Here is a 20,764-nt window from a genome sequence, read left to right as displayed (position 1 = left end):
GCGGCTTTTTTTAAGTGGTTCGATCGCCAATGCCTTAGGTGGCACTGGCCCCTGTTTCGGCATCTTCTTCTTCAGGATCGAGCGGATCTTTCAATAGCTCGTGGATCAGCTTGCGAAGTTCACGAACCTTGATCGGCATGGTCATCATGGCTCGGTTCTCGCCCAGTTGGGCAGCTTCCCGAATCGACTTCTGACGTTCCTTCACGATCAGCACCGCAGGCTTGTCCTTGGTGTGCGTTCCTTCGGCGAACTGATTGAAGCCTTCCAAAGCTGCCGCCCCCATATCGATCGCACTGAAGACGATAATATCGGCCGGGTTCGAGTCTTCTGCGAAACGGGCGAGTGCCCGTTGCGGATCGCTGATCACCAGGACGCGGTAACCATACTTCTTCAAGCGGTCGCGAAGCATGTCCTGCATGTCCATGTTCGATTCGACGATCATGATCGTCTTGTTGTAACCCTCGAACTGTTTCGCGATGCGAGCTTCGTTCTGAGCTTCGAGCTTGCCGCGGATCTCGCCTGCGGCGGACTCATCCCCCATCTCCAGGCGTTTCGCAGCCATTTTCAGGTCCATCAGCATATGGCCGGTGGACTGATAACGTCGATCCGGATTCGTATCCATCGCCTTCATCACCACGCTGGCGACCGAACGAGGGAGATCCGGTGCAACCTTGGCGATCGGTTCGATGTTTAAGTAACGAGCCGCTGCCAAACGCTTCTGACGATCACGAGTTTCGTAGAGTGGAATCTCGCCGGTCAGCATGTGGTAATAGATCGCGCCAGCGAAATAGATATCGCTGCGAGGATCGTCTCGCGGAGCGCCTGTCGCGATTTCGAGACCGGCGTAGTCGACCGTTCGAGGGTTGGTCGCCTGGCCATCTTCGCTGACTTGTTCTGCGAATGCCGCCAGACCAAAGTCGACCAGCTTGGCACGTCCCTTCGACGAAATCAGCACGTTCGAGGTCTTCAAGTCGCGGTGCGTCAAACCACGTTCGGCAGCGTAAGCCAGACCCGATGTAATGTCGATCATCAACTGCGTCGCTTCCTTGGGGTTAAACTTCCCACGGATCCGCAACAGGTCGCGAAGGTTTTGCCCTTCGATGAATTCAATGATCAGAAAGTAATTGGTGCCCTGCTGGTACATCGAAGTCTCGGAGTGGACTTCATAGATCGGGCAGATGTTCGGGTGACGAAGCCCCTTGCCGAGTTCTCCTTCGGTCATGAACTGGGAAGCACGTTTCGGGTCTTCACTGAACCGACGTCGAAGCACTTTGGCTGCCACGACTTTTCCGGTGTCTTTATGAACGGTTCGGAACACGCGCGCGAACGTACCGGTTCCGATCATGTAGAGAGCCTTGTAGTCACCATAGAAATAACCGGTCCGAAGGCCTTTGATGACACGTTCGACCTGGTAGTTGGTGAGGAGCTCTTTACGGAGCATTAAGTTCTGGAATTCACCCAGCGATACTTCTCGAGTTCCAAGCTCGCTCCAGACCTGTTCGACCTGGCGATGTTCTAAGAGATTGAAATCGATTACGCGCTGCGCAAATTCTTCAGCGGTGAGATCAGCCATATAACTTCCGGGCCTGACCGTCCAGCAGCGACCAGGGCACCTCTTCCGTCTGATTGAGAATGCAAGGATGAGACGATTCTGTTCCGCCCCTCATGGTATTCGACTTCGCAGTCGAAAGCAAATTGCGAAAACGGGAATTATTTCACTTGAAAGGGCTCTTTGGAGGGGGTGGGTGTGTCTTGGGTTGATCGCTCCCCAAATTTCTTGTCGATCTCGTAAGTGATTTCCAGGTCAATGATTCCGTCCGCTTCAATGGTCGAACCTGGTTTCGAAGCCCCTGGAAACTGCTGGCGAAAAATGCCAAGATACGACCGTTTACGGACGGCATTCAGCCCTGTCCGGTGGTGGTTGCGAGCTTCATGGCCTCGAGCGAGTAGGCAAAATGGGAAAACGGATTGCGGTTGTTCTGGCTGCCGGTAAGGGAACCAGAATGCAATCGGAGATGCCGAAGGTGCTGTTCCCAGTCCTGGGACGTCCCATGATTGAGTTTGTGCTCGATGCGCTGCGTGAAGTCGGGGTTGAGAAGATAATCTGTGTCGTCGGGTACCGGGCGGACGACGTTCGCCAAGCGTTGGCAGGGCATTCTGATATCGTTTTCGTAGAACAAACCGAGCAGTTAGGCACCGGCCACGCCGTTCAAATGTGCGTCGACGAACTGAAGTCGGTCGATGGCAATGTGGTGGTCCTGGCAGGCGATTCGCCGCTGGTTCAACCATCTTCTTTGAAAGAACTATTCGAGGCGTTCGAGTCTGGCGGACATACTTGCCTTCTCGGGACCCTTAAACGTGAAGACCCCACGGGATTGGGGCGAATCGTGCGTGATGCTGACGGAATCTTCGAGGGGATTGTGGAAGAGAAAGATGCCACCCCTGAGCAGCGTGCGATCAACGAAGTCAACATGAGCACCTACGTGTTCGCCGCTCCGCGCCTGGTCGAGGCACTGGGCCGCTTGAGCAACGAAAACGCTCAGGGCGAGTACTACCTGACTGACTGCCCGAAGATCCTCAAAGGTTTGGGGGATAAGGTCGACGCGTTACCGGTGCTCAAAGCGTGTGAAGCATATAGCATCAACTCTCGCGAGCAATTGGCCGAAGTAGAGCGTGTGATGAGCGAAATTGGTTACAATGCTTCGTGATGAAGTCATTTGAGGGGCAGGTTGCCCCTTTCTTTGTTCGTGGCGTCTTTTTTCGATAACTTCCAGCCGGTTGCCCAATTTACGTCATGCGTGAGATCAAAATCTTTAGCGGTCGCGCCAATCCCAAACTTGCCGAAGATGTTTGCAACTTCTTGCATCTGAAGCTGGGTCGTGTGACGCTGGGTGAGTTTCCGGACGGAGAAATCCAGTGCAAGATCGAGGAAGACGTGCGTGGCCGCGATGTCTTTCTGGTTCAGCCGACTTGCCCACCGGTGAACAACAACCTGATTGAGCTGCTGGTCATGATCGACAGTTGTCGACGGGCCAGTGCCGAGCGAATCACCGCGGTGATCCCTTACTACGGTTATGCACGCCAGGACCGTAAAGACGAAGGCCGCGTGCCGATTACCGCCAAACTGGTGGCCGACTTGATCACCAGTGCCGGTGCCGATCGCGTACTGACGATGGATTTGCATGCCGCCCAGATTCAGGGCTTCTTTAATGTTCCGGTCGACCACCTGAATGCTTCGCCGGTGCTCAATCATTATTTCCTGAGTCTTGGGATTCCAACGGAAGAGCTTGTCGTCGTGAGCCCTGATGCGGGGAGTATCAAGCGAGCGGTCAACCATCATCGACGCCTTAACGGCGAGCTGGCAATCGTCGATAAACGCCGTACAAGTGCTCATGAAACCACCACCAAAAACATCATCGGTGGTCCGGTCGAAGGCAAGACAGCCGTGATCTTCGACGACATGATCAGCACGGCCGGTTCGATCTGTGGTGCGGCGAAAGTGGTGCACAAGGCCGGGGCGCGTGAGATCTACCTGGCCGCGACCCATGGTGTGCTGTGTGGACCTGCGGTGGCTCGGCTCCAAGCGGCTCCGATCAAAGAGATCATCCTGACCGACACCATTCCCCAGAAGTCGCAGGAACTGCTCGGCAACATGCGGGTCTTGTCGGTCGCACCGCTGCTCGGCGAAGCAATCAAACGTATCCACAACGACGAGTCGATTAGCGCGTTGTTCCGCGAGAACATCGGCTAGAAGCCGTTGCCAGCACGGAAGGTGTGTACCTGGAAGGGCTTAGTCTTCCGACTTACTCTTTTTGGTGGTACCCGTTTCGCGGCGGAACACAGCGACGACATCGTCGACAGGGACCACGAACAACTGGTTGTCGGTCTCGAAATCGACCGGGATCGCGTCCTTGGGGTGGAACAAGATCTTGTCGTACTGACGAAGTGGGAAGTCTTCGTTGTTTTCGATCTGGGCGGAAATCGCCACGATTCGACCGGTGATCGTTGGGATCTCGGCCTGATCCGGCAGCGCAATGCCCCCTTTGGTGGTCCGTTTCGGTTCGTCCTTGCGGACGAGGACACGGGCACCGATCGGTTCGACATATTCAATCGCTTTGCTGCGGGTCGATTTTGCCATGAGCTTTGAAAATTCAGGGATTCCAAGAGACAAGAAAGGACATTCTGCTCAATTGTTCTTAAAGAATGAGGATTAGCAATCCCCCGCAAAGTTCGCAGCTAGTGCGATGGAGCGACTACCGGGCAGGTTATGTCGATCACAAAGGGAATACGAATAAATCGTAGCCTTGTTTGGGCTTAGGGTGACTCGCTGCTCGAAAATTGCGGAAAACTGCTCGAGCGAAGTTCTCCCGAATTCCCTGAGCATTTTCGCCCTCGTTGAATTCCGCTTGACACGAAATCACGCCAGAGCCTTGGTTTGGACTTGTCAACGGCGAAGACTTTGGCAAAATAACCAGTTTCCAAAATTACGAAGCTGGTCGTCAGGGAGCATTTGCTCTTTGGCTGGTCTGCTATCGATAAATACGAACCGACCTAAAGCAGATTTTGCCCGGTCGTCCCAAGACAACACTTACTGACTGCGGAACTAGTTTTCATGGCCGAAACACTCAAAGCCACGAAGCGAGAAAAGACCGGCAAGCTCGCCAACCGTAACCTCCGCCGCGAAGGACAAATTCCTGCGGTGCTTTATGGTGCGGGCCAGGACGTGATTCACTTGGCGCTTTGTGCCGAACAGTTCGATGCAATTGTTCGCCACGGCGTGAAGAACATCACCCTGGAAGGAGACGTTTCCGAAAGCGTCGTCATGCGAGAGGTCCAGTGGGACACTTTCGGTGTCGAAGTGCTGCACGTCGACTTTTTCCGACCAGGTAACTAAGTCGGTTTGGTCGCCGCGGTTGTGCTGATTGACTGGATGTGATGAAACTCGTCGTCGGGCTCGGAAATCCAGGAAGCAAGTACGACGGAACACGGCATAACGTCGGGTTCGACGTGCTGGACACACTTGCCAAGCGGCACAGTGCTCCGGTTCCCAAAGCCAAGTTCAACGGTCAGTTAACTGAAATAGGTGTCGGCGGCGAGAAGCTTTTCCTTCTCTGGCCCCACACCTTTATGAATAAAAGTGGAAACAGCGTTCGTCCTGCGTTCGATTTTTATAAATTGACGCTGGAAGACGTTTTGATTGTCTGCGATGATTTTAATCTTCCTCTGGCCAAATTACGGCTCAAAGGAAAGGGATCGGCAGGCGGACAAAACGGACTGGCCGATGTGATTCAAAAACTCGGCTCGGATGAGGTGCCCCGGCTTCGCGTCGGAATCGGGCCACCACGAGAAGGAGCCGACGTTGCCGGCTATGTCCTGAGCAGCTTTGCGAAGGTCGAAAAGCCGGAAATCGATTTGTGCGTGGAACGTGCCGCTTCGGCGGTCGAAGACTGGGTTACCCAGGGAATCACGCACACGATGAATCACTACAACGGATAGCAATTCAATTACCAACGTGGTTGGTCGCATGCCCCAGCAAAGCGGCGACTGCCACCCACCGACCATTTTGACGTCGACATTCGAGGAGTAGAAACCTTGGCGGCTTACGTTTACGAGGGGATGTTCATTCTGGACTCCAACCGGTATGGAAAGGATCCCAGTGGGGTCTCCGGTAAAATCAACGCCCTGGTTGAAAAGCTGGGTGGCGAAATCCTGGTTAGCCGTATGTGGGCCGAACAGCGCCTGGCGTACCCGATCAACGGGCAACGTCGTGGCACTTACTGGCTGACCTACTTCCGCCTGGACAGCCTGAAGATGGACGAGTTGAACTACGCATGTAACATCAATGATGACATGCTGCGGTTCCTCTTCATCAAGCAAGATCCACGTCTGGTCGATATGCTGATCGCTCACGCCGAAGGGCATGAGTTCGCTGGCGACGAAGACTCGGACGACAGCGGATCGGACGACTCGGACGAAGAAGAATCGTCGGAAGAAGAACCAGTCGAAGCTGCAGAGTAACTTCTGCACCGACTTGCGTCAGCAATTAACCAGTCGATTTCGATCTAGCCCTGTAGGAGCGTCACGATGGCAAGTTTCAACCGAGTTATTCTGGTCGGGAACCTGACACGGGACATCGATTTACGATATGTCTCCGGGGGCGGAACGGCCGTCACTGAGCTGGGCCTGGCGGTCAATGATCGACGAAAGACTCAATCGGGCGAATGGGTCGATGAAACGACCTTCGTGGATGTCACCCTCTGGGGCCGCACCGCGGAAATCGCCAGTGAATACCTGAGCAAGGGTTCGTCCGTTCTGATTGAGGGACGACTCAAGCTCGATACGTGGGAAACGGACGGCCAAAAGCGGTCCAAGCTCCGTGTCGTTGGTGAAAAGATGCAGATGCTGGGTGGACGTGAAGGACAAGGCGGCGGCGGACCAAGCCGTGGCCCTTCGCGACCTCAGCGTCAGTCGCAGCCTCAAGGAGGCGGCGGCGGTGGTTACAACCAGGCACCGGCCAACGATTACGACTCCTACGACGACGGCAGCTTCGGCGGACCTGGGTCCCAACAAGGTGCTGACGACGACATCCCATTTTAGTGGCTGGCGGTCGACACAAACGTCGACGTCACCCCCGAAGTAAGAAACGATCGCCAAACCACTGGCAATTACTGGAAATAGCAACACCATGCCAACTCGATCTGAAAAGCACCTAGCACGTCCCTGGAAGCGTTTGCCGAAAGGTAAGCACGGCGGTATCGAACTGCTGTTGATTCAATCGGTCGATCACCTCGGCAAGCCAGGTGATGTTGTCGAAGTCCGTCCTGGATACGCCAACAACTACCTGATTCCGCAGGGCCTCGCCACCGTCGCCACCACCCATCACAAGCGGATGGTTGATAAGCACAAGGCGAAACTGGCCGAGATTGAGAAGTCGCGTTTGGCTGGTCTGCGTGCGATCGCCGATCTGCTCAACCGCCAGAGCGTTACCATCGAAGCTAATGCCAATGACGAAGGTCACCTGTACGGCAGTGTCGGTCAGGTTGAAATCGTTCACGCGTTGAAAGAACAGAACTTCACCATCACCCCAGATCAGGTTCGCCTGCAGGGTCCGCTGAAGGAACTCGGTTTGTATACCGTCAAGATTCACCTTCATGCCGAAATCGAATCGGAATTGAAGGTTTGGGTTGTTCCGACCGTCTCGGGCGATTAAGTTCTGCCCCTGAGGTCTCTGTGCGTTTCACGCACTGAGTTAATCGTGCCTCCACGACCGATCCGTTCGGGAACGTATAGCACGCTACGACATGCCTCTTGAGCCTACCTTCCTTGGCTCGAGGCTTGTTGGTCTTAGTAAGTCGCACTCCCTTTTTTTTCCGCCGGTGACGGAGCTCGGTCTGCTCTTTCGATCCAGAGCCGACCTGAAGACATATCCCCCGCGGACATCGATAAAAACTCCTCGGCCTCCCCGAGGAGTTTTTTTGTAGCTGGACTTGGCTATCTTGTGATTTCCGCACCTTTTGGCCGCGATATCTGGCGAGTGACTGGGAAGGCTCGCCCGGTGCGGTACGATGGTAATCGCGACTCGTCAACCTTCTCGCAAATTAATCGACGGAGCATACCCTTTGGCCACTGGCGGCAATAAATCCAAGAAGCGTCGGTTCGACGATCGAGAAGAAGTCACCACGAACATTCTCGATAAGCAACCGCCGTGTAGCATCGAGGCCGAGCAGTGTGTCTTGGGCAGTATCATTCTTCTGCCCGACTGCCTCGACGACGTGATTCTGATTCTGCGTCCGGAAGACTTCTACGACGACGCGAATAAGAAGCTCTTCGAGCACATGATCGATCTGCATAACAGTGGTCGGAAGATCGACGTCACGCTGCTCAGCGAACATCTGCGCGACGCTGGTGACTGGGAGTTCGTTGGCGGTGCGGCTTACCTGGCCAAAGTGGCACGAAGTGTTCCGCATGCCGCCCATGCTGCCAGTTACGCCGAGATCGTTCGTAAGAAGGCAACCAGTCGGAACCTGATCATTGCTGCGACCGATATTCTGCAAGATGCCTACCAGGAAGCAGGCAAGCCGGAAGAACTGATTGGTCGTGCGGAACAGAAAATCTTCTCGATTCTCGACGGTCGCGACAGTCGCAGCATGGCCAGCATGCGAGAAATCGTCACCGAGGCGATGGAACGCATCGATGCGCGATTGCGGGGTGAGGCCAATGAAGATGGCGTGCTCACCGGATTTGCCGACCTGGACGAAATGACCAGCGGGTTTCATGGCAGTCAGCTTCTAATTCTGGCGGCTCGACCGGCGATGGGTAAAACGGCCTTCGCCATGAACATCGCCGAAAACATCGCCGTGCACGACAAAGTGCCGGTGCTGTTCGTCAGTCTCGAAATGGGTTCGGTCGAACTTTGCGATCGTTTGCTTTGTAGCGTGGCTCGCGTCAACGGTCATCGACTTCGTAACGGTACCCTCAGTCACGAAGACCGTGCTCGTTTGATCGAAAAGTCTTCACTGGTGGGTGAAGCGCCTTTGTTTGTGGACGACTCGCCGAGCCGAACGGTGGCAGAAATCGCGGCCTCAGCCCGGCGAATCATTCGTAGCGAACGCCGTCTCGGCTTGATCGTGATCGACTATTTGCAGCTGATCGAACCTGACAATGCCGACGATCCGCGTCAGGAACAGGTCGCCAAAATCGCGCGACGTTTGAAGGGTTTGGCTCGCGAAATGAACGTGCCGATCCTTTGTCTGGCACAGCTCAATCGCCAGGCGGAAGCGTCGAAAGACAATAAGCCGAAGCTGAGCCACTTGCGTGAATCAGGCGCTATCGAGCAGGACGCCGACGTCGTAATGTTTGTGCACCGGGAAGAATACTATCACCACGGCGAAGAACGCGAGCAGCACGCCGGTCAGGCCGAAATTATCATCGGTAAGCAGCGTGCAGGCCCCGTGGGCGAAGTGAAATTGACCTGGCTCAAAGACTTCACCCGATTCGAGAATGCCTTCGATCGCGAGCCCGACGATTTCTCGGCGTTCAACCAAGGCGAAGGTGGCTTCTAGCCACATGGCCAATCCATCAACGCCCGTCTGTCTAACTGCAGCCGGGCGTTTTTTTTATCTCGATCGCTGCGGAATTCATCACCAGCCCTGCCCGGCACTCAGGCACTCGCCGTCGTTTTAAAGGGCATCGTTTGTTCTTGCCAATTTCGGGCGAAATCTTCTTTCAGAATTATTGAACGCAAAGTCCAAAACTGGGTTTTACCTAAATTGTTTTGTCCCTTGACTTGCGACGACTGACAGACGGCGTTGGGGGATAAGGTTATCGGCAAATCTAAAGATGCCCCATTCGAGGCCTCCTGGTTACGCTTTTTGGACCAGAAATTGCTTGTAATCGCGAGATATCGTCCGATATCATCGGGCTATCCGGAATTATCAGTCCTTTTCTGTTTCGAGAACGGAGTTGTCAGACTATGCCGCATTTCAATCGTCGTCCCAAGGCTTTCACGCTGGTCGAGTTGCTGGTGGTGATTGCGATCATTGGCGTGCTGATCGCGTTGCTTTTACCTGCTGTCCAACAGGCCCGCGAAGCTGCCCGGCGAATGCAGTGCTCCAACAACTTGAAGCAGCTTGGTCTGGCCATTCACAACTACCACGATACGCACGGTTGTTTCCCGATCTCGCATTATCCAACGCCGACGAACCGCAAGCCCGCCAGCTGGATGGTTCGTGTTCTGGCCTTCATGGATCAAGGGGCTGCCGCCGGTCAGATTACCTACGACGACACCGATTTCGCGGCCGATTCGCTCGATCGAAACTGGCAGATCACCCAAAACTTGTACATGGAATCGGTCCGCTGTCCTTCGAACCCGATGGATGCGATGCATACCCAGGCGGTTTCCAGTGAAACGCAGAACCTGGGTGCCCCCGCAACGGCCGAATATCAAATTGCCGACTACACCGGCCTGAGCGGTGCCTACAACGCTTCTTCACCAACCTTCTGGAATGGATACCGCGGTCGCAAGGACTACAACGGCATCTTTGTTGCGGTCGACGACGTGAACGGGGATACCTGTTCGTTCCGTCATGTCGCCGACGGCACCAGTAACACACTAGCCATTGGCGAGCAATCGAACTATTTCCGGTACCTCGATAGTAACGGCGAAATCCAACAGGCCGATCATCGTTCGTGGTTGAGCGATGCCGGTTTGTTCGGCGGCGGTGGCGGTGGATCGAAGTCCGAGGCACGAAGCTATTGGAAAGGTGTTTCCACGATTCGTGCTGGGATCAATGTCGTTGCTCCTGGCGTCAACAATCCATTCGGCGTCGGGCTGATGTACAACCGTCCGCGTCACAACACGCCGTTTGTTTCCGCACATCCTGGTGGAGCAATGTTCACAATGACTGATGGCTCGGTGCGGTTTGTTAGCGAACATATCGTATTCAACACCCTGATGGATCTCGCCAATCGACAAGATGGCCGCGTCCTAGGCGAGTATTAATTCGCTAAAGGCGCGTCATTTCTGTCTTCCTGTTGGATATGGAGTTCAAAATAACCATGGAACGAATCGCCAGTTGCCTCGTCCTTGTCGCGGCAATCGGTTTTGCCGGTTGCGGTGCCCACGATGGCCCGGCCCTTGCGCCGGTCTCCGGAAAAATTACCGTCGATGGCCAACCGCTAGTCGGAGCGACGATGGAGTTCTATCCACAGCAGGTGGGGGCTCCTTCGTATGGTCGCTCCAACGAGGATGGAGAGTTCACGCTTCGTTACTCCAACGGTCAGATGGGGGCCGTACCAGGGGAGCATCGCGTCAACGTGCTCGGCGGCCACGTGAAGGGAAAGGCCGAGAAGAAAAAGAATAACGATCCCAATTTCCAAGAAAATCCGGATCGTCCTCGTAAGGGCAAGCCTTCACGCAATGATATCCCGATTACCATCGAGCCCAACGCGAAAGAACCCATTGAAATCGCGTTGTAGGCAGTTAATCAGACCACAACTTGTTCGGCAGCTTTGTAAAAAGAGCCCTGCGCAATCCCGATTGTGCGGGCTCTTTTTTTGTGGCTTCCCACGTCGAAGGGTGCCCGCACTGGATTTGAGGCGTAATGCAATAGGATTGGCCCGAAATACGCCCTACAATTATGTAGAGACGATATACGGTTTAAGTCGTCGATCCTTGTCGGGTGGACAGGGGCAAGCTTGGTTTTCGGTCGCCGCGATTCAGCGGAGCCTGGGCAATGAGGACCCAATGGGCGAAGAGTATGGGGCAAAATTTATTGACGTCGAAGAGACGTGTCCCTACCTGCCTGACCGGCTGGCTGTGCTCCCGTTTTATCTAAGCGACTTCCGCTCCGAGCCTGAGGCCTTCGACCTGGTGCTTTCCGAAGGCGTTCGTCGTTCGGGCATTTTTATCTACCATACCGAGTGCCCCGACTGCACGGCTTGCGAACCGATTCGCATTCCTGTCGACGATTTTCAGCCTCGCCGCCGCCATCGCCGCGTGCTGAAAAAAGGGGACGAGAATCTGCGGGTCGAGATCGGTGAGCCACGGGTCGACTTGGAAAGGCTCAATCTCTACAACCAACACAAAGTCGGTCGTGGTCTTGGTGAGCCTGGTAGCGAGATCGATATCAAGAGCCTGAAAGAGTTCCTGGGAATTACTTGCTGCGACAGTCGCGAGTTCCGCTACTTTCATCAAGATAAGTTGGTGGGGATTTCGATTGCCGATGTCGGTAAAGAAGCGATGTCGGCCGTCTATTGCTATTTCGATTCGAAGCTGGCTCACCTTAGCATCGGTACCTTTTCGGTGCTCAAGCAAATCGAAGCGTGCCGGGCCTGGGGCCTGAAGTATCTGTACCTCGGCTTCTATGTCGCCGGGAACGATCACATGCGTTACAAGGCATCGTACGTTCCACACGAACGTCGCATTCGAGGCGTTTGGACGCGGTTTGACGAGCAGGACTAAAAGCGCAGGCCGCTTGCACAATAGTGGCATCTCGTGAGTCACTTCTCTATCCTGGTCGAAGTTGCAAGTTGCCGGGCATACCTTTGGCAACACCTTCTCACGCACATGCAAGTGTGGTGATCGCAGGTTTCTTCGGCTGAGCATCGATGATGGAAGAGCATTCAACAGAGCTCACTTCGCGGCAGTTTTCGCTAGGAGGCTTCTGGCTTTGGCTGACCCTGGTACTGTTGGCGTTGGGCATGAACGTTGCGTTCGTGCGCATGGTGCCTGAGAATCAAGATGTGAACGAAGTCTGGTACTGGATTGGCTCGCTCGGGCAGGCATGGCTGACGGGCTCGTTCTTGTTCTGCCTGGTCGTCTTAGGGATCGGTATCGTCAAGCATCGCCCTATCGTGATCGAGCCAGGGACCATCATTCTCTTGGCAGTTGGCATCGCACAACTGCCTAACACTTTAATGGTGACCTACAGCTTGCTCTTTGACGCGTCTGATGTTTCGGAGATGCGCGAGCTGGCGATGAACTATCTGATTTGGGGAGTCCGGATAGCCAACTACCTGAAAACGATCCTGTTCGTATGGGCGTGTTGGAAGTTCCGAAAAGACTGGCATTGGCTGGCGTGGTTCGGTTGGATGGTTGCTTTTCGATTGCTTACATACATGGGGCTATCGGTAGTGCGGTTGGCTAGTTTTGGGCTTGCTCTGGATGGTATCTCTCGCCTGGTGAATTGGGACCTTCCTGCCGTGATCCTGGTGGTCGCGGTATGTGTGGACATCAGCAAGAAACGAGAACGCACGTGGCTGCATCGTCTGGGGGTGGCAAGTTGGTTCTTGACGCTGCTAATGGCGATCGCGATCAGATTCATCGTTCTTTAGTCGCCTTATTGCCAACTGTTTGAAACCAGAGCCCTGGTCAGGCTAAAATAGAGCCCTACCTACCTGCCCGTTCCCTTCTTGCTTGGCCCCACCTCGATGAAAACGCTTGCTTCGTTTGCCATTTGTGCTGCAATCTTCTCGCTTCAGTTGATCAAGGTGGAGGCCGTTCACGCCGAGACGCGTTCCGCCGATGTCATTGTCTATGGAGCGACGCCAGGTGGGTTCTGTGCCGCGATCGCCGCGGCCCGCGAAGGGGCTTCGGTCATGTTAATCGAGCCGACATCGCATGTCGGCGGTGTGAATACCGGCGGGCTCAGTTTCAGTGACTCGAACCAGACGGTGCGTTCGACCGTGATGGGGTTATTCGACGAATGGCATCGTCGCATCGAGGCCGACTACAAGACTCGTGGTGTGCAGCTTCCGTACGACGTCGGCGTGAAGAATAACGCCACGTGGACCTATGAACCTCACGTGGCGATGCGCGTCACGATGGCGATGCTGAAGGAAGCCAACGTCGAAGTCCTTCCCCGTCACATCCTACAGTCGGTCAAGAAAGATGGACCGACGATCGTCGAGATCAAGACTGATCAAGGTCGCTTCACGGCGAAGACTTTCGTCGACGCAACTTACGAAGGCGATCTGTTGGCGGCCGCTGGCGTCGCTTGGACGATCGGCCGGGAAGGCCAAGCGGAATATGGCGAATCGCTCGCCGGGAAACGCTATCCCAAGCAGACGATGAAGTTCTCTGGCTACGACGACGCCGGAAATCTGTTGCCGTTGGTAACGACTGATCAGCCAGGCAATGAAGCGGACGGCGACGATCTGGTGATGGTCTATAGCTTCCGGCTGTGTCTGACAGAAGACGCGAACAACCGTGTCGAGATTCCCAAGCCAAAGCAGTACGATCCGGCCCGGTTCGAGGCCCTCCGCCGCTACATTCAATCAGGCGGAACCCAGTACGGGATCGACTTGTATCCGCTGCCAGGCAACAAGTTCGACGGCAACAACTCAATTGGCGGGCAGTTCTCTTTGGGGCTGGTCGGGGCCTGCAATGGCTGGAGCGAAGCCGATCAGGCGGGGCGTGACAAGATTTTTGAAGCCCATAAACAGTACACCCTCGAGTTCTATCATTTTCTGACGACCGACCCAGTGGTTCCCGATTCCGTACGTGATCGGTATGCCCGACTTGGTCTATGTGCGGACGAGTTTCCGGAAACGGATCACTGGCCGCCGCAACTTTACGTTCGCGAAGGTCGCCGGATGGAAGGGATGTACGTCGTGAGTCAGAACGACATTCTGGAAGCCCCTGAGAAAGTGGATCCAATCGCCGTCTCTTCTTTTCCGATCGACTCGCACGACTGCCAACGCGTGGCGTTCGCCGATGGAACGGTCAAAGATGAAGGAACGATTTTCCCGGTTCGCATGCCAGGGCGTCGCCATGGTTACGCGTACCATATTCCGTATCGCTCGATTCTGCCGAAGGCAACAGAGTGCGACAATCTGCTGGTGCCGGTTGCTATGTCGTGCACCCACGTGGGGATCTCGTCCATTCGGGTTGAGCCGACCTGGATGATCATCGGACAAAGTGCTGGCATTGCTGCTGCGATGGCGGCCCAGCAACAAAAGCCCGTTCAAGATCTCGACTATCCACAACTCCGTGAGCAGTTGCTGGCACAAGGTCAGGTGTTGGATCTGCCGAAGGTGGAAGACCTGCCGTCACCGCCGATGGCGAAGGTCAATGTTTCTTCAAAGACGCTCGCGGGCGTGGTGCTCGATGACACCTCGGCCAAGCTGAAAGGGAGCTGGCTGCGGTCGACCAACTTCAAGCCGCATATCGACACCGGCTACCTGCACGATGGTGGCGAGAATAAAGGGACCGCCCAGGCCACGTTTCACTGCAAGGTTCCCAATAGTGGAAAGTATGCCGTCCGGATGGCTTATTCGCCGCATCCAACCCGAGCCAAGAATGTCCCTCTGATGGTGACCCAGTCGGGTCGCACCACCCAGTTGATGGTCGATCAAACGAGGCCGCTCGCCAGTGGGGAAGCATTTCGCACGGTTGGCGAAGTCGAGCTTTCCGCCGAGGCAGAAGTGACGATTGTCGTCGGAACCGAAGGGACCGAGGGCTTCGTAATTCTCGACGCGATCCAGTTGCTGCCAGCAACCTAGGGGTGGCTTCTCCTAATCGGAAATCTGCGGACAACGGCAGCATCGCTAGCGTGCCGTTTCGCCTGAACCTTCAACTTTTCCGATGCGTATCCCTAAACAGCGCAACTCAAGGGCAATATTCGTCTTGTCAGGAGCAGTGCGTTTCAGTATTTCTCCACATTGCGTTCCAAAAGCTCGCCCGAGTTAGGGATGCGATGGTAGGCACGGAAGCCAGCCAGCTTGTTGATAAAGGGATTTACCAAATGCAGTGGACTTGCCACGGGCTATCGAGCACCGTCGTCACGACCGCGCTATTGTGCCTGGGATTGGCCGTAACGCCGTCAAACGCACAAGACATCATGCCGGAATTGGTTGCACCTGCGCCCATTTCGCCATCGAACCCGACGCGCCCTCTGGTGACCGGGATTCGATTACAGGGGAACAACCAGACGGAAGAAACCCGTATCCGGTCGATGGTCAAGACACGTGTTGGCCGTGAATTCGACCCGGAACAGATCCAATCGGACGTGCGTCGATTGGCCGCCTCGGGACTCTTCCGTGACGTGCAAATTCTGACCGATAAAACGGCGGAAGGAATTGCCGTTACCTTCGTGCTGGAAGAACGTCCTCGCATTGCCTACATCAAGTTTCTGGGCAACGAATCGGTTCGCGATAAAACGCTGCTGAAGAAGTCGGAAATGAAGGTCGAAGGGACCCTCAATAAGTACGTCATCGAAGAAGCGCGTCTGAAACTGGAAGACTACTACCACACGCGCGGTCACGGAAAAGCGACCGTCGAGGTTGTTGAAGGGCTCGAGGCCAACGACAAGGGTGTGGTGTTCATGATCCATGAAGGTCCGCTGGCTCGAATCGGTAGCACGACGTTTGTTGGCAATTCGATTGCCTCCGACGGCCGTTTGAAAACCCAAATCAAAAGCAAGCCCGGCTGGTTCTACATTCTGCAGGGGCAGCTCGATAAGTCGCAGGTCGAACAAGACGTCGATAGCCTGACCGCCTATTACCGAAGCCTCGGCTTCTTTAAGGCGAACGTCAATCGCATGATCAAGTACAGCGACAGCGGCCAATGGGCTTACATCACCTTCGTGATCGACGAAGGCCCTCGCTACGAAGTGCGAAACATCTCGTTCGTCGGTCATACCCGCTTCGAGACCGAGCAGCTCTTCACCCAAATCAACATGGAACGTGGCGAGTTCTTCGATCAAAAGAAGATGAACGCCGACATTCGTTCGATCTCGGACCTCTATGGTTCGCAGGGCTACATTCACGCTGACGTGAAAGCGGAACCACGCTTCCTGGAAACCCCAGGCACGCTCGACCTCGTTTACGACATTCGTGAAGGGGATCAGTACCGCGTCGGGAACATCAACATTGAAATCTCCGGCGACATGCCACACACGAAGCACGCCGTGATTATGAACCGCATGTCGCTGCAGCCTGGTGACATTATCGACATCACCAAGATTCGCGACGACGAACGACGTATCAAAGCGTCGCAGTTGTTTGTGAACGAACCGCATCGAGGCGTGACGCCATCGATCACGGTGGCTCCGCCGGAGTTGAGTGAAGTCGAGACGCAGATCGCCGAGCGTGGTCGCCAGACCTACCGCGGTCAGAGCCCAGTCGCTGGCGATCCTCAGTACCGTCAGGTTCAGATGCAGCAGCCACCGGCGCAACAACCGCAGTATCAACAGGCTCAAATGCAGCCTTATGGGCAGCAGCAACAGCCTGTCTATCAGCAGGTTCAGTATCAGCAGCCGCAGGCCTACCAGCCGCAGCCGCAATACCAGGTCCAACCGCAACCGTCGTACTACGAGCAGCAACAAGGCTATTCCCAGCCACAAGCTGCCCCAGCAACGACTCAGCGGACAAGCCGCTATTCGCAGCCGACGTACCGGGAAGCTTCAGCAGCGATGCCGCAGCAACACCCGACTTCCGTTTATTCATCCATGCCGAACAACTAAGAAGCCCTGGTTCAGCTCGATTTCCCCCCCGAGCACCAACGCTGAATGAGGACCACTAGGTGGACAGAAGCGGACAACTGCTGAATATAACCCTGGCGTTAGGGTTCATCGCGTGTGTTTGCACCAGTTGGACGACCGTCTCGGCTCAAACGATGAGTGGCGGTTATGGCCAACAGCAAATGCCCGGATGGGAAAGCCAAAACAACGCCTCGGGATATCCCCAAAGCACACAGAACTGGGATTCATACGGCCGGTCTGCCTATCAGGCGTCCCCCGGCAATCCGAATCAGTATCGCAATGGCATGCCAGCCTCGGGTGCTCCGATTGGCACGGTCGATCCGTATCAACAGCAGTACCCCGGCCAACAGGTGCAGTATCAGCAAGGTTTTCCTTCGCCTGATAACCCGGAAACCGGGATGTACAACGTTGACCCGTCGGGCAATCCGTACGACTCGCCGCCGCTACCAGCACCGGTTGGTGGTGGCCCTGGCTATGCTTATCCTCCCGTAAATGGCCGTCCCCTGGGTGGTGCTCGAATCTACGATCCACCGCTGGGCCCCGATGCGATCATCACGCCGAATCCTTACTATGATCCCGGCCGTACGGCTGACTTGACCATCCGAGCTGAAGAAGCCCAGACTGGTCGTTTCCAGTTTGGTGTCGGTATCAACTCGGATGCGGGTGTGAACGGTTCGATTGTCATCGACGAACGTAACTTCGACTGGCGCCGGTTTCCGACCAGCGTCGACGATATTTGGAATGGCCGCGCCTGGCGAGGTGCAGGGCAGGGCTTTCGTATTGAAGCGATGCCAGGTAGCCAGGTCCAGCGTTATATGGTCAGCTTCAGCGAACCGTACTTGTTCAATACCCGCGTCAGCATGAACATGAGCGGTTACTTGTTCAATCGAATCTATCGCGACTGGGACGAACAGCGTATCGGCGGTCGTCTCGGTCTCGGCTATCGTTTGACGCCTGACCTTTCGACGGCGGTCAGTCTGCGAATGGAAGACGTGGGGATCAGCGATCCGCGCGTGAACAACGTTCAAGAGCTGAACGAAGCGGTCGGACATCATGACTTGTACACGGCCAGTTGGAGCATCACCCACGATACGCGTGACATGGCGTTCTCGCCAACTGAAGGGCACTTGTTCGAGATCAACCTGGAACAAGCCTTTGGCGAATACGATTACTCCCGTGCCGAAGTCGACTTCCGGCAGTACTTCCTGCTGGGTGAACGTCCCGACGGTTCCGGTCGTCATACGCTCGGTTTTTCGACCCGAGCGGGCTTCTCTGGTGCGGAAACGCCAATCTTCGAGAACTTCTACGCGGGTGGTTTCTCGACCTTGCGTGGTTTCGACTTCCGTCGCGTCGGTCCGAAGTCGGGCGACGTGTACGTCGGTGGTCCGTTCCGAGTTCTCGGTTCGGTCGAATACATGTTCCCGATCACTGCCGACGATATGGTCAAAGGCGTGATCTTCACCGACGTTGGTGCGGTGGAAGAGTCGACCAAGATCGTCTGGGATGACTTCGACGTCGCCCCAGGTTTCGGTCTCCGAATTTCGGTTCCGGCCCTGGGGCAGGCACCAATCGCGTTGGACTTTGCCTTCCCAGTCAATCGTGCCGATACCGACCAGACTCAGGTCTTCAGCTTCTTCGTCGGTGCCGCTCGTTAATCGAGCAACGCCTGACGGTGTGACTTAGCGGAAGGTCCAGTCGACGTAGGTGTTGAAATAGCCGTGATGGAACCCGGCTTGGCGGTAAGGATCTTGAACACCAAACCAGCCATAAGAATAGCGAGTCTTCTGGCGCGGAATTTGAACCGGGGCCGCCGTCGATTCTGGGGCGATGATCCAGTACTGAGCAGGTCCGGCGGCTTGCGCGGATGAACCAGCCAGCGAGCTTGCCAGCAGAGTCAATGCGAATAGCCAGTTACGCATGCTATCACTCCCTCGTTGAGATCTTTCGTGTCGACAATATCGTTGTCGACCATCTACCAGTGATAGCACGCAGCGAAAATCAGCCTTCCAGGTCCATTCCCAGGGCATAGATCTCTTCCGCGTTCAAAACCAGGTCGTTGCGACTAAAGAGACACTCGATCGCGGCCCGGTGGATGGCCATTTTCGTCACGCCGACGCCAATCGCGCCGTAGCAGATTTGGCTTCCTTGTTCAGCCGCTTTGTCCTGCGAACCGATCCCTTCCAGTCCGACTGGGGGAACCGCATTCAAATCGATGGCCACTTTCAGATCGGCTGCCTGGCGACGGACTTCTTCGGGCACTAAGGTAACGCCAGCCGCTCCTGCGGCGATCAGCAGTTGAACCCCTTCCAGCGCCGAAGCGACCGATGCGTCGTCGCTGGCTGCCAAAGGTTCTGGCGAGCCGATTTGAACATCGTCGGCGATCTGCTTACAGATCGCGGTGGCCTTTTCCAGTGATCGGGAAGCGAGCCGAACGTTGGCTCCTGCCCGAATCAACAGTCGCGCGGCACGCTGACCGACGGGGCCTGTTCCGCCCAGGACCAAGGCGTTGGCCCCTTCCAGATTCAAGTGACGTCCACCACAGATTACGGCGGCCGAAGCGGTAGTGTTGGCACCGTTGGCATCCAACATGACCGAGACCCGCATTGGGCCATAGAAGCTTTGGGTAACCGATTTCAAGAGTTTCTCGGCTCCGTCGACGTTGGATCCGCCGACATAGATTGCCGAGTGGTTCAACTTGCTAGGGGCACGGGTGAAGATCAGCCCATGCACCAGTCCGGCTGCTTGATCTGGCGTGACGCCACCATGACGAAACATAACCTCCGCTCCAGAATCGATCGCCACCACGGAATCGAACGTGCTGGGTTGAACATCGGTATCGAGTTGCAGAAGAATGTTTTTCATGGCGAAGTGCTTTCGAGAATAAGGAGATATCTGACGCGAATTTTCTTCTATCGAAATTCAGCCCGCAAGCGTGTTCGCTAATGAGCAGCTGCAGGCATAAAAAATCCCGCGAGTGCCCAATTCAGGCAAGCACGCGGGACTTGATTTTCAGCGTCAATCGAAGACGTTCGACTAGAAGCCGCGGAACGGGTGAGCAGCTTGTTCTTTGCCTGCGATTACTTCGTCGGCGGTTGGCTTGCCCGACATGGCGTTCTTGATCGACTGCAGGGTCGCTTCGTAGTTGTAGTCGTAGATCTTCTTATCGTCCTGGGCTTCCCAGTGGATGAAGACACCACACACGATGACCAGGTCTTCGCACTGATCCTTTGGAATCACGCCTTGTTCGACAGCGTCAGCAACAGCCTTGGCGACGGCGGCCTGGGCTGGACCGAACATCTGGACGGCTTGCTTCGAGTTCTTGATCGTAACCTTGGTGATGGTCACGGTGGCTGGCTTCACTGCCAGATTTGGGGTCAACACAGCCAACAGGTTGGAGTGACCGGCAGTTTGATTGACCAGGGCGGAAGCAAACGCATGGCCAACCGGGCCATCCTTCGAACCGATCATCAGATCGATATGAGCGATTTCGTTGCCATCCCCAGCCAGGGCTTCTCCGATATACATCGACATCCGGGTTTCTCCGCTTGTGAACTATGGAAGATTCGGGGTGATACCTGTGTGACAGATGGTTGCAATACTGCGTCGCACAGGCGATTTCAATCCGTTCAATGTAACGGGGCGTAAGGGCACTCGAAAGCCCCCGAAAATCCCGACAAAACAGGACTTTACGCACGCTACAAGCGAAAACGATAGCAGACTCCGCCCGAATTGCAAGTAGATAAACGGCCCGATGAATCTGGTTGGTCCAGCCCCTGGCGAAG

General features: G+C 55.4%; 20 protein-coding genes. 15 read left to right on the top strand and 5 right to left on the bottom strand.

Annotated features, from left to right (window positions below; all coding sequences use genetic code 11):
* Positions 1-34 precede the first annotated feature (34 nt).
* Positions 35-1,573, bottom strand: coding sequence for a protein kinase (locus AB1L30_RS09455; RefSeq protein ID WP_367013169.1), 1,539 nt, complete (start codon positions 1,571-1,573; stop codon positions 35-37).
* A gap of 382 nt (positions 1,574-1,955) precedes the next feature.
* Between AB1L30_RS09455 and AB1L30_RS09450 the strand changes: the two genes are divergently transcribed.
* Together AB1L30_RS09450 and AB1L30_RS09445 are read left to right on the top strand one after the other, a co-directional pair.
* Positions 1,956-2,708: an NTP transferase domain-containing protein gene (locus tag AB1L30_RS09450; protein WP_367013168.1), complete on the top strand. Its 753-nt coding sequence runs from the start codon at positions 1,956-1,958 to the stop codon at positions 2,706-2,708.
* Positions 2,709-2,794: 86 nt separating this feature from the next.
* Positions 2,795-3,751, top strand: coding sequence for a ribose-phosphate pyrophosphokinase (locus tag AB1L30_RS09445; RefSeq protein WP_345092020.1), 957 nt, complete (start codon positions 2,795-2,797; stop codon positions 3,749-3,751).
* Positions 3,752-3,790: 39 nt separating this feature from the next.
* Here the strand turns inward: AB1L30_RS09445 and AB1L30_RS09440 are convergent, their stop codons facing one another.
* Positions 3,791-4,138, bottom strand: a complete 348-nt coding sequence (locus tag AB1L30_RS09440; protein WP_367013167.1) for a co-chaperone GroES — start codon at positions 4,136-4,138, stop codon at positions 3,791-3,793.
* Between the two features lie 474 nt (positions 4,139-4,612).
* On the opposite strand from AB1L30_RS09440, the gene AB1L30_RS09435 reads away from it, so the two are divergent.
* The 13 genes from AB1L30_RS09435 to AB1L30_RS09375 all read left to right on the top strand — a co-directional run bounded on the left by AB1L30_RS09435 (position 4,613) and on the right by AB1L30_RS09375 (position 18,637).
* The gene (locus AB1L30_RS09435) at positions 4,613-4,894 is read left to right on the top strand and encodes a hypothetical protein (RefSeq protein WP_367013166.1); all 282 of its coding nucleotides are present in this window, start codon (positions 4,613-4,615) and stop codon (positions 4,892-4,894) included.
* 41 nt (positions 4,895-4,935) lie between these two features.
* Positions 4,936-5,496 carry an aminoacyl-tRNA hydrolase gene (gene pth / locus AB1L30_RS09430; protein ID WP_367013165.1) on the top strand — a complete coding sequence of 187 codons (561 nt, stop codon included), beginning with the start codon at positions 4,936-4,938 and terminating at the stop codon, positions 5,494-5,496.
* Positions 5,497-5,592: 96 nt separating this feature from the next.
* Complete coding sequence (gene rpsF, locus AB1L30_RS09425; RefSeq protein ID WP_345092031.1) at positions 5,593-6,018, top strand: 30S ribosomal protein S6; 426 nt, start codon at positions 5,593-5,595, stop codon at positions 6,016-6,018.
* Positions 6,019-6,084: 66 nt separating this feature from the next.
* The gene (ssb, locus tag AB1L30_RS09420; RefSeq protein WP_345092034.1) at positions 6,085-6,597 is read left to right on the top strand and encodes a single-stranded DNA-binding protein; all 513 of its coding nucleotides are present in this window, start codon (positions 6,085-6,087) and stop codon (positions 6,595-6,597) included.
* A gap of 88 nt (positions 6,598-6,685) precedes the next feature.
* A complete protein-coding gene (rplI, locus tag AB1L30_RS09415) occupies positions 6,686-7,210 on the top strand; it encodes a 50S ribosomal protein L9 (protein ID WP_367013164.1) in 525 nt (174 codons plus the stop codon).
* Between the two features lie 475 nt (positions 7,211-7,685).
* Positions 7,686-9,062, top strand: coding sequence for a replicative DNA helicase (dnaB, locus tag AB1L30_RS09410; RefSeq protein ID WP_367013578.1), 1,377 nt, complete (start codon positions 7,686-7,688; stop codon positions 9,060-9,062).
* 410 nt (positions 9,063-9,472) lie between these two features.
* A complete protein-coding gene (locus tag AB1L30_RS09405) occupies positions 9,473-10,501 on the top strand; it encodes a DUF1559 domain-containing protein (protein ID WP_367013163.1) in 1,029 nt (342 codons plus the stop codon).
* 56 nt (positions 10,502-10,557) lie between these two features.
* Positions 10,558-10,977, top strand: a complete 420-nt coding sequence (locus tag AB1L30_RS09400; protein WP_367013162.1) for a carboxypeptidase-like regulatory domain-containing protein — start codon at positions 10,558-10,560, stop codon at positions 10,975-10,977.
* 268 nt (positions 10,978-11,245) lie between these two features.
* Positions 11,246-11,962: an arginyltransferase gene (locus tag AB1L30_RS09395; protein WP_367013161.1), complete on the top strand. Its 717-nt coding sequence runs from the start codon at positions 11,246-11,248 to the stop codon at positions 11,960-11,962.
* 146 nt (positions 11,963-12,108) lie between these two features.
* Positions 12,109-12,834 (top strand): hypothetical protein, encoded by a 726-nt coding sequence (locus AB1L30_RS09390; RefSeq protein ID WP_367013160.1) that lies wholly within the window; start codon positions 12,109-12,111, stop codon positions 12,832-12,834.
* Positions 12,835-12,930: 96 nt separating this feature from the next.
* Positions 12,931-15,003, top strand: coding sequence for an FAD-dependent oxidoreductase (locus AB1L30_RS09385; RefSeq protein WP_367013159.1), 2,073 nt, complete (start codon positions 12,931-12,933; stop codon positions 15,001-15,003).
* A gap of 194 nt (positions 15,004-15,197) precedes the next feature.
* Entirely contained in the window at positions 15,198-16,964 is a 1,767-nt protein-coding gene (locus AB1L30_RS09380; RefSeq protein WP_367013158.1) for a POTRA domain-containing protein, read from the top strand.
* A gap of 59 nt (positions 16,965-17,023) precedes the next feature.
* Entirely contained in the window at positions 17,024-18,637 is a 1,614-nt protein-coding gene (locus AB1L30_RS09375) for a BamA/TamA family outer membrane protein (RefSeq protein ID WP_367013157.1), read from the top strand.
* A 24-nt stretch (positions 18,638-18,661) separates the two neighbouring features.
* Here AB1L30_RS09375 and AB1L30_RS09370 read toward each other — a convergent pair whose 3' ends face one another.
* The 3 genes from AB1L30_RS09370 to fae all read right to left on the bottom strand — a co-directional run bounded on the left by AB1L30_RS09370 (position 18,662) and on the right by fae (position 20,513).
* Positions 18,662-18,901, bottom strand: a complete 240-nt coding sequence (locus AB1L30_RS09370; protein WP_367013156.1) for a hypothetical protein — start codon at positions 18,899-18,901, stop codon at positions 18,662-18,664.
* A 79-nt stretch (positions 18,902-18,980) separates the two neighbouring features.
* Positions 18,981-19,844, bottom strand: coding sequence for a methylene-tetrahydromethanopterin dehydrogenase N-terminal domain-containing protein (locus AB1L30_RS09365; protein WP_367013155.1), 864 nt, complete (start codon positions 19,842-19,844; stop codon positions 18,981-18,983).
* A 171-nt stretch (positions 19,845-20,015) separates the two neighbouring features.
* Positions 20,016-20,513 (bottom strand): formaldehyde-activating enzyme, encoded by a 498-nt coding sequence (fae, locus tag AB1L30_RS09360; RefSeq protein ID WP_367013154.1) that lies wholly within the window; start codon positions 20,511-20,513, stop codon positions 20,016-20,018.
* Positions 20,514-20,764 lie beyond the last annotated feature (251 nt).

It is taken from the genome of Bremerella sp. JC817, from assembly GCF_040718835.1.
Classification (GTDB): Bacteria; Planctomycetota; Planctomycetia; order Pirellulales; family Pirellulaceae; genus Bremerella.
This window is presented reverse-complemented; position numbering and strand designations above follow the sequence as displayed.